The 8,947-nt window shown below is 59.8% G+C and carries 9 protein-coding genes and 1 pseudogene; 3 read left to right on the top strand and 7 right to left on the bottom strand.

The window, feature by feature from the left end:
• Positions 1–400 precede the first annotated feature (400 nt).
• On the bottom strand, positions 401–1,009 hold the full coding sequence (locus MKD38_RS29875) for a restriction endonuclease (RefSeq protein ID WP_018003705.1): 609 nt from the start codon (positions 1,007–1,009) through the stop codon (positions 401–403).
• A gap of 556 nt (positions 1,010–1,565) precedes the next feature.
• Here MKD38_RS29875 and MKD38_RS29870 point away from each other — a divergent pair.
• Positions 1,566–2,138, top strand: coding sequence for a DUF1294 domain-containing protein (locus MKD38_RS29870; RefSeq protein WP_012354459.1), 573 nt, complete (start codon positions 1,566–1,568; stop codon positions 2,136–2,138).
• Between the two features lie 257 nt (positions 2,139–2,395).
• Here MKD38_RS29870 and MKD38_RS29865 read toward each other — a convergent pair whose 3' ends face one another.
• The 3 genes from MKD38_RS29865 to MKD38_RS29855 form a co-directional block, all read right to left on the bottom strand.
• A complete protein-coding gene (locus tag MKD38_RS29865; RefSeq protein ID WP_018003706.1) occupies positions 2,396–2,968 on the bottom strand; it encodes a PIN domain-containing protein in 573 nt (190 codons plus the stop codon).
• 2 nt (positions 2,969–2,970) lie between these two features.
• On the bottom strand, positions 2,971–3,432 hold the full coding sequence (locus tag MKD38_RS29860; RefSeq protein ID WP_012354456.1) for an excisionase family DNA-binding protein: 462 nt from the start codon (positions 3,430–3,432) through the stop codon (positions 2,971–2,973).
• A gap of 365 nt (positions 3,433–3,797) precedes the next feature.
• A complete protein-coding gene (locus tag MKD38_RS29855; RefSeq protein ID WP_018003707.1) occupies positions 3,798–4,262 on the bottom strand; it encodes a PliI family lysozyme inhibitor of I-type lysozyme in 465 nt (154 codons plus the stop codon).
• A 130-nt stretch (positions 4,263–4,392) separates the two neighbouring features.
• Between MKD38_RS29855 and MKD38_RS29850 the strand changes: the two are divergent.
• A pseudogene (locus MKD38_RS29850) lies at positions 4,393–4,768 on the top strand (ISKra4-like element ISBte1 family transposase); the annotation flags it as partial.
• Positions 4,769–5,235: 467 nt separating this feature from the next.
• Here MKD38_RS29850 and MKD38_RS29845 read toward each other — a convergent pair.
• The gene (locus MKD38_RS29845; protein WP_012354452.1) at positions 5,236–6,399 is read right to left on the bottom strand and encodes a porin; all 1,164 of its coding nucleotides are present in this window, start codon (positions 6,397–6,399) and stop codon (positions 5,236–5,238) included.
• Between the two features lie 308 nt (positions 6,400–6,707).
• Between MKD38_RS29845 and MKD38_RS29840 the strand changes: the two genes are divergently transcribed.
• Positions 6,708–7,070 (top strand): CREC-EF hand family protein, encoded by a 363-nt coding sequence (locus tag MKD38_RS29840; RefSeq protein WP_012354450.1) that lies wholly within the window; start codon positions 6,708–6,710, stop codon positions 7,068–7,070.
• Between the two features lie 243 nt (positions 7,071–7,313).
• Here MKD38_RS29840 and MKD38_RS29835 read toward each other — a convergent pair whose 3' ends face one another.
• Both MKD38_RS29835 and MKD38_RS29830 read right to left on the bottom strand, forming a co-directional pair.
• A complete protein-coding gene (locus MKD38_RS29835) occupies positions 7,314–7,583 on the bottom strand; it encodes a hypothetical protein (protein WP_012354448.1) in 270 nt (89 codons plus the stop codon).
• 245 nt (positions 7,584–7,828) lie between these two features.
• The coding region (locus MKD38_RS29830) for a patatin-like phospholipase family protein (protein WP_240987415.1) at positions 7,829–8,947 on the bottom strand (1,119 nt) is incomplete at its 5' end.

The following is an 8,947-nucleotide window of genomic DNA, read 5'->3' as shown; positions in this document are numbered from 1 at the left end:
TGTTTATGGGCCGCTACCCAAAACCGGAACCGGAAAGATTCAGAAGTACCGGCTACGTGAAATCGCTTGCAGCCGCGATGCCATCACTGATCTGGCTCGCTCGCAGTGAATCCGTCCCTCCTTTTATCACCCGATTGCTTCCAACACTTGAGCAGATGACCGTTCTCCGCCGTCGCAGCCATTCGGTAGCCCGCTGGCAAACGTCGGAGAAGGGTCGGAAAGAGCCCACCGGATAGAAAGTGCCAGGTTCTTGCCGCGCTCTGGGCGATTCACGAGGCATGACTCGCTTAAAGGAGAGTGTCAGTATCAATGCAGAAAACCGGCGCTCCAGCCTGCCGAACAGCCAGCCTTACCTGAGAGTGACCTTTGCCTGAAAGCGCGATGATTATCCAGCCGGTTCTTAGACGTTGCGGGAGAGCTTGACCCTGCAACCGGGATAGTTCAGGCAACCCCAGAATGCACCAGCTGGTCCCTTCCGCTCGACCATCTTGATTCCGCAGGCCGCGCATGTCGGCGTGCGATAGTCCCCCCGAAACGCCTGCTTCAGCAGCGTCGCTTGCTTGTACTGATCGAGGGCGCGTATCCGTTCGACAATACCCGCACCATCAAGCAATTGAATGCCGGCTCGCTCCGCCGACTCCTGCACCGGTCGCCCGACATAGCCAGACAACGACCAGAAAACGCCCCGACGCACCTTGTGTTCGTGCATGACACCGGCAAGCGCGCGGACCTGCTCCACCTTCACCGGCTTGCGCCATGCCTTGCATTGGACCACGGCCACGGGACCATCCCGGCCAGCCTTGTACAAGGTTGCGTCGATGCCGCCATCGGGACCGTGGGGCACGGTCTTGACGGTGAATCCCATCGCCTCGTAGTACCCAACACAAAGCAGCTCAAATCGCTTCCACTCCAGCTGCTGGAGGGCATCGAGCGTCCAGCTATTGATTTCCGGCTTTTCCGCTAAGGCGGCTGTCCGCGGCGGCGGGCCGACGTCCTCCCTGGACCCCATGGATTCACCGGAGGATTGGGATGACTTCCACCGCGACGACGATCGACTCGTGCGAGAACTCCGAGCCCTCACGGGGATTTCTTGCTGCCCTGCCCTTTCCCTACGCCGCGCACGGATGTATGACAGCACACCCAGAAAGCCGAACATGGCGGCAGGCATCCAAGCTAACGACTGGCTTAACACCGCAATGCCCGTCAACAATGGGCTCGATCCGAATATCGCTGGGACGACCCCGCGCAACACGATGTAGGCACCCACTGCGAGCGCTGCAGATACCCACCACGGCGCATCGATCAATATCTCGCTAAGCGACGGCTCCTTCCTTCTGCGACCCATTTCTCTACCTGTTGTTGTTATCCACTGCAGCCCGCGCCATCCCCCTACCGGCAAATCTACCCGATCTGACACGCACAACGGGTTGCAACGAGCCAACACCCCACCGACTACGGGTGGCAGAGCCGCCAGCCCCTACCCGGTAACTTCGCGAACTCCCGCCATAGTTTCGCTTGACGGCATCCCTTAAACTGCATCCTTCGCGCAACATCACACAAAAACCATGAGAAAAGCAGGTCGGGTCAAGACGTGGCATGCAGACAAGGGCTTTGGTTTTATCAACGTCCACGCGGACACGGATGTGTTTTTTCACATCACCGCCCTACAAACGCGTGCCGTGACGCCAACGTCTGGCGACCGCGTGAGCTTCGAACTCGGCAAAGGCCGGGACGGCAGGCCACAAGCCTTGAACGTTGCCATCGTCGGCGCAACGAAGGCGCGGTCGGACACGAGTCTTTGGCCGGTGTTCGCGGGTCTCGCGGCGTTGGGCCTCATCGCCGGCGGCGCCCTGATGGGTTATTTTCCACACCAGGCCGGCCTGGTCAGCCTCGTGACGAGCCTCATCACGTTCTTCGCCTATGGCGACGACAAGACGCGGGCCAGCCGGAATACGTGGCGCACGCCTGAGACCACCCTGCACCTGCTGGCGCTCTGCGGCGGTTGGCCGGGCGCGCTCGCCGCCCAGCACCTGCTGCGACACAAGAATCGCAAGCGGGCGTTTCAGGCGATGTTCTGGGGCACTGTCGTCGTGAACATTGGCGCGATGGTGCTTTGGCGAGCCGTCATGGCGGCCTGAGAAAGGGAAAGCCGAAGGCCGCGGTGAGCCATGTCCCGGCAAATTGCGGCTTACGGGCGTTATGTCGAATGTGCCGTGACAGACTTTCCGGGGTGAAAGCCGTCGCCGGCTTGCACGACCTTGTTCCAAGCCCGGTGCAGCATCTTCTTGCTGAGGCATCTGCCCTGCCGTATACGTATATGATCGTCGCCGGCTTGCCACGACGTCTGGGGGCCGAGCATCGGTCGCCGGGACGGACTGGCTACCTGCACGGGGATTCAGATTGCCAAACTGTACTGCGTTAGGATCAACACCGTTTGCGTCAGGCCTTGCGCCGAAAGGGTGGTCAAATACTCCGAAGGAGACTTCGGTGGATTCTTCAGAGATGCACGGTGGTCCGCCACTGCCGCTAGGACCTTCCCTGCATTCAGATCAAAGAGGTCCACGACGAAATCGTCCGGGTGGATCGCTTCGACGTTGAACTCCTTGAGCGCTGCTTCCGGAAAGTCCTTCATATTGAAGGTGATGATTGCCTCCGAGCCGCTATGAATTGCGGCCGCGACCACATGTCGATCGTCAGGGTCAGGCAACTCAATGGACTCAATAAGGTGTTCATAGCCGAAAACTAGCGAATCGCGAACGCTTCGGTTCATCAGTTCGCGCGTGCCTGCAAGACGATCCGCGGAAAGCTCCGGCCGCCGCGCGAGGAGGTTGCGAACCCACTCGTCATGAATTTGATTCGTCCATTTTGCACGGTACAGGTCGGTCAGCGCGAGCCGCATCAGCAGATCGCGCAGCGGAGCAGGATAGAGAACGCAAGCATCGTAGACGACAGCGAAGTTGGAGGTCATGCTCAATAGCCCATGTCCAACTCTTGGGCCTGCGCTGCGAGTTCGTCTAGTGCCTTGCGTCGCTCGTCATCAATGCGCTGCTTGTAGCTGACAACGTCCTGGTAGAGGACGCGCCGATGCGTGTTGACTTTACGGAACGGAATCTCGCCCTTCTCCAGAAGTTGAACCAAGTATGGGCGAGAGACGTTAAGCAGGTCCGCCGCCTCTTGCGTCGTCAGCTCGGCGTGAATTGGAATGATGGAGACGGCGTTCCCTTGGCCGATTTCGGCGAGAACCTCGACGAGAAGCCTCAGAGCAGAGGTGGGCAATGTGACACTATGCAACTCGCCCTTGTCAGTCTTGAAATCGAATTGCTGCGTATCGGATCGGCTGTCCAGTGCCACCGCCAGGCTACGGCTCGATTCCCGAGCGATAGCGCTTTCGTCTGCCGAAGGCAGCGTCGTGTTAGTGATGGTTGCGTGCATGGAAGTCCCCGGATCGTACGTGTGACGGTATGATAATTCGAAATAATCGAATTCGTAATATCCGAAACGGTGAAAACTCAGCGAAGAGGATTTTTAGCAACGTGCGCGCGTAAGAACTTGTGCTTTTTTATGCACAAACGCACGGTGCTGTGTGCACAGCAGAGGAAAGGTGCAGACGCATGGGACCCCCCCGTGGGAGGTTGCGCAATAGACAAGCGCGAGGCGGCGTCATACGAGTGATACGGGCTAGTTATCGAACCTTATCGCAGCTTTCGTGCAATGTCCGCCGTCACCCACGTCCCAGCCCCAGCGCGGGTCGATGGCGCGGTCGCCACTGAGGAGACCGCGCCCCGCTGCTCGGCGCGCTACTTGGGCGAGCACGCGCCCCGCCGGCACGCCGCCTTCAGCTCGGCGATCTCATCGTGATGGGTATCGGTTTGGACGCGCGTGAGAAGGCGTACGCTGCCGGCGTCGATCCGCAACGCATCCACTTCCAGGTATTTTCCCGAGCCGGCGGTGAGCTTGGAGAGAACCAGCGCCTGGATGCCGTCGCCGGTGATGTCGGCGAACTTCGCGCGCAGCTTACCGTCATCTCGAAAGATGGTGCCATTGCGCGAGAATACCGCGCCGGCGTCGAAATGCAGGAGCTGCGCATCCTTGAACACGGCGACGCTGTAGCTGCCCATCGAGGCCGCTTCCAGATCGCCCTCGGACAGCACAGCCACCCGCTGGTCCGGCAGCGTGATCGCGACACCATCCTTCGCCATCGCAGGCAGGCCCGCGAACCCGACCGAGGCGGCGGCGCAACAGATCAGAACGCCCTTCTTCACAGAATCCTCCTTAGGCATGGCTCAGGGTCATGCTCGGCATTGCACACTCAGCCGAACGAAGAATCAAGAGGCGTGCGGGACGGGCGCGTGCGCGCGGACTCTGGTAAAGGCGCTGCGGGGCGCCAAGTAGCACTCATGGCATGGCTGCCTCTATCCAGATTACGCCGACTGGAAAGCCTGGGCTGGGATCTGGTACTGAGGCCAGCGCCGAAGAGGCCAAGCTCGTTGACAAACTGGAGGAGTTCATCGTCTACCTGGACAACAGTCGGAGCTGCATCGTAGTGAACTACGGTGACCGCTATCGGCATGAGGAGCCCATTGCATCAGGGTTCGTCGAGTCTGCCGTCAACCAGGTGGCCAGCAAGCGATTCGTGAAACGGCAGCAGATGGCTTGGCGGCCCCGGTTCGCGCACAACCTGCTACAAATCCGGACAGCTATGCTCAATGACCAACTCCGATCGTACATTGAACGATGGTACCCCTTCATCGCCGGAGAAAAGATCGCCGCAATCCAGGCCGCCACTCGAATCGATGGAAATCCGGTAACGGACCGTCGCAGCTGGAGTGAGCCTTATCTCCCTCTCCTTCAAGCCACCGAGACACATGGCCGAAGTCTGGGCGCCAAGAATGATCGCCCCCGGTTTGGCGTAGAACCGCGCCACCTCACCGGATCTGAGTCGGCCAACTTCCTTCCCATCGACTGACAGGACGGTATCGCAAGCGCTGCCGTAGAACCCTTGGTCCCGGGTCACGACCAGCGTTGCAAACTCGCCGGGTGGCGGCGTTTGCAATCCGCTAAGCCGCTCGGAAGGTGCTGGCGCCGCCTGACTTGCGGCTATCGGCGTGGTCGAGCATGCGGAAACCAGCATGGTCACCACGCAGGCAGAGACGATTGTGCTTCGGATTAACACGTGGCCCTCCAGAAGGCTGCGACGCAATGCGTGCAGGAACTAGGCGACGATTGCGGGTCGGCTCAGAATTTGTGCCGGATACCCAAGGCGACGCCGAACATATTGCTCTGCCCGTTGCCCAGCACATAGCTGTTACCCAGCGACAGACTGTTGGCAAAGACGGTCGCGAGCGAGTCAAGCATCAAGCCGGCGTTCTTGGCATAGGCAGTGGTCACGTAGACATCGGTACGCTTGGACAGCGAGTAGTCGGCCACGAAGGAGATCTGCCACGGATTGGCCACGCTTGTATTGCCGTAAAGGTTCTTGAGATCGTCGTAGTTGTACTCGAGCGTGAGTGCCAGCGCCGGCGTGACCTGATAGTTGGCGCCGACCCAGTAGAAGTCATCGCGCTGGATCAGGGCATCGGCCGCATTCCTGTTCTGGCCCCAACGGTAGCCGCCCATGATCTTGGCCGGGCCGAAGGCATAGCTGGCGCCTACCGCGGCTTTCTTGATGGTGCCGGTGCCGGTGCCGATGGTGGGATTCCACTGGTCATAGCCCGCGGTCGCGGCGAACGGGCCGAACGTGTAAGCCAGCGCCCCGCCATAGGCGGTGTCGCGCCGGAACTGCCCCGGGACTTCGCCATTGCCGCCGATCGGAATGGGGAATCCTACCGAGGCGGGCAAGGCCACCCCGACGCCGAAGGACCAGTGCGCGAGCGCCGTCAGTCCCCCGAACTTCCCGGTGTACTTGACGGTGTTGTCCGCGCGGTAATTGGGGCCGGATTGCATGACGACCGGCTCATACTGCGTGGCATAGGCGGTCGGAGAGAAGTTGGCCAGGGCCTCGAACATCGAGGTGTATTGCCGGCCAAGGCTGACCATGCCAAGACGGCTGCTTTGGACGCCCACGTATGCCTGGCGGCCGAACAGACGGCCGCTTTGCTGCGACAAGCCGTTGTCGATGCCGAAGCCGCTTTCCAGCACGAAGAGGGCCTTGATGCCGCCACCCAGGTCTTCGTTGCCGCGCAGGCCCCAGCGGGAGCCGGATAGCCCTCCCGAAGTCAGACGGTAGGCATCGTTGGCCGGTCCCGGATTAAAACCATTGGCGGCCGTCGGCACGACGCCGGCGTGGTTGACGTATTCCACGTTGGCGTCGATCACGCCGTACAGCGTGACGCTTGACTGCGCAACGGTTGCCAGTGGCCATCCAAGCAATGACATCAAGGCCATTCTTTTCAGTGCCATGCCCGCTCTCCTCTCGTTCTTTTTTGTTGGTGGTTCAACCACGGCTTCAGTCGCTGCATGGCTGACCTTACGGCATGCTGCCAGGCAACCTGTTCGAGCATAGGAGCGTAATACGCTCTCCGCCAACATTCGATGACTGGAAACGCTCGAAACGGAAAAACAGTGTCGGCCGGTTGCAACAGTCGCCAGTGAAGCGCTCCCGGTGCGGAGCGCCTAGAATGCTGGTGAGCCAAGGCTCACAGGAGTTTGATCAGAAGTCGTTTTGGTGTCTGAAGTCCAAACACACATAACGTATCGAGGAGAACGACATGTCCGCATGCAAATTGCCCGCATTTGGTTTCGCAGTCCTGATGGCACTGACTTCGATAGGCGCGGCCGCCCAGACACCCCAGGGATCGCAACCGGGTGCGGCGCCATCCGACGTTCCCGCAGCGCCCCCGACTACGGCCCAGGCCAAGGCTTTTATCGCCGAGCGCTTCAAGGCGGCCGATGCCAACCATAATGGCAAGCTGACTCGTGACGAGGCTCAGGCGGGAATGCCAAAGGTCTACGAAAACTTCGACAAGATCGACGTGAAAAAGCAGGGTTACGTCACCGAGCGCCAGATCGGTGCCTACTGGATGAAGAAAACCAAGGACCAGATGCAGAAGGAAGATCCGATCTGGAACTGAAGGCGCTACGGATTCTTTTTAGCCGCAGAGGATGATGGAGCGGGAGAATTCGAGCCGTATCTTCCGCCCGCGGTGGTCCCGCATGCACCGAATCGATACTAAGATAAGAAACGCCCCCGACCTGCAAGGCAACGGCAACCGCAACCGCTTTAGGGAGACCGCTAGTCCCGGCTCAGCCCACGGCATTGGCGTCGCAGGACAGCTACGCTGCTGGCGGGCACGGCGGTCGACCGATACGGCTCTTTAGTACTTGGTGTCCCGCTTTTCCTGACGGCCCTCCTGCTTCGTGTCGCGCTTGTCCTGCCGGCACTCAGCGTTGCTCTTCTGATTTTCAGCCCGGCAGTCGACCTTTCCCGAACGCGCCTGCTGTTTGGCTGCCTGGTTTGCGTCTCTGCCTTGTTGACGCTGCTGCGACTGCTCGGTTGCCGGGGCAGCGCCCGATAGCGCCAGAAGACCGGCCACGGCCAGCACCCTGCCGGTCTGGCTCCAACGTCCGTTTTTCGATTCGACCATTTTCACACTCCTCCTTGCTTGGTCAGGATGACGCTCTGCTCTACTGCCAGGCCGCATTCGCATGCTCGTGTCGAGCAGACTTACGCAGCCTCTGTGAAAATTGATCATCCCTCGCTACCATTCCATATTGGCACATGACCGGCGACAAGGACGAATGGGATGCGGACATCATTCGTCAGAATAAAGGTTGGGCCGCATCAGGTGCTAGCCATAATGCAATCGGCAGGGAATCCGACATCTGAGGGCTATTTCGTTATAGCGGCCGGCAAGGCGAACCCAGGCGGGGCCTTAGCCCAAGGGTAACCCTTCGACGCCATGTTATAGCCAGTGTCATAGAGCGCTCGCATGTAATCGGTGTCGAACTCTTCCTTGTGGGGCGCCTTGAAACTCGCCGGGATGAAGGCAAGATTGAAATCAACACCATCACGCTCTGCAGTCGCATAAATGCGGTAAAGGTCGCCGATACCCTGGCTTTGAATCAACGAAGCGACCGCGCGAGAGGCAATGCTCATTGTGGAGCGCTCAACTTGCGCCCAATCCGCATCGAGTCTGGCGTTGCGGATCACATAGAGTTTGCGCTCCCGCTTGACTCCGACCGACGCCGCCTCGTCGTTGATGCGTATCCCAGCCGGATAAGCGAATACCTGTGCGACGATTCCCCCGTCAACGTGCATTTCTTGATAGGGCTTTCCGTCGACTACGACGTCGACCATCATCGGTGGGAAGCCGCCCGGGATCGAAGCTGACGCCACCATGACCTTTACGAACAGATCTAATGCCTTGGGGCCACCATAGCTTGCGATCTTACCCATGTCCCAGATGATTGCGCGCCTTGCATCAAGGTCGGCAGTGGCGACCAACAGCATGCGACCTTTTGCGTACTCCGCTGCAATCTCTTTCAGGAAGGCCTCCGTCACGGATTTTCGCGTCAGCCTTAGCAACGGCGCATTATCCGCCATGCCATCGCTCAGCACGCCTGCCAGAAAGCTACGCGGTTCCAAGACGTCTTTCGGGGAAATTGTCGTGTAGACCTCTTTCAGAGTCCCGTCGTACTTCGGCCCGAGGAAAGCGAAAGGGGCTATCAGGGCCCCGGTACTGATGCCGGTGACGAGCTTGAACTCCGGTCGCGTCCCAGTTGCGGTCCACGCATTCAGAAGGCCAGCGGCAAATGCACCATTGTCGCCACCACCAGAAATCGCGACGAACACCGCCGGTGGCATCGGGCCTTTGTGTCCCTGCCGCGCAAGGTAATCCCGTTCTCGTCTCAGTGCCTCGAAAGCCGCTTCAGTGAATTCGGGAATGTCAATCCCTGCTGTGTAGCGTACCCCGGGCATGCCAGGGATTTCAGCTCTCGCTGTTACGTC

Source organism: Cupriavidus sp. WGlv3 (genome assembly GCF_023952475.1).
Taxonomy (GTDB): Bacteria; Pseudomonadota; Gammaproteobacteria; order Burkholderiales; family Burkholderiaceae; genus Cupriavidus; species Cupriavidus phytorum.
The sequence above is the reverse complement of the archived record's forward strand: the minus strand, read 5'-3'. Positions and strand labels throughout refer to the sequence as shown.

Bases quoted from the DNA above. Each gene is read 5' to 3' on its own strand.
- MKD38_RS29875 (WP_018003705.1), bottom strand. From the start codon at position 1,009: ATGGGGTCCAGGGAGGACGTCGGCCCGCCGCCGCGGACAGCCGCCTTA.
- MKD38_RS29870 (WP_012354459.1), top strand. From the start codon at position 1,566: ATGAGAAAAGCAGGTCGGGTCAAGACGTGGCATGCAGACAAGGGCTTT.
- MKD38_RS29865 (WP_018003706.1), bottom strand. From the start codon at position 2,968: ATGACCTCCAACTTCGCTGTCGTCTACGATGCTTGCGTTCTCTATCCT.
- MKD38_RS29860 (WP_012354456.1), bottom strand. From the start codon at position 3,432: ATGCACGCAACCATCACTAACACGACGCTGCCTTCGGCAGACGAAAGC.
- MKD38_RS29845 (WP_012354452.1), bottom strand. From the start codon at position 6,399: ATGGCACTGAAAAGAATGGCCTTGATGTCATTGCTTGGATGGCCACTG.
- MKD38_RS29840 (WP_012354450.1), top strand. From the start codon at position 6,708: ATGTCCGCATGCAAATTGCCCGCATTTGGTTTCGCAGTCCTGATGGCA.
- MKD38_RS29835 (WP_012354448.1), bottom strand. From the start codon at position 7,583: ATGGTCGAATCGAAAAACGGACGTTGGAGCCAGACCGGCAGGGTGCTG.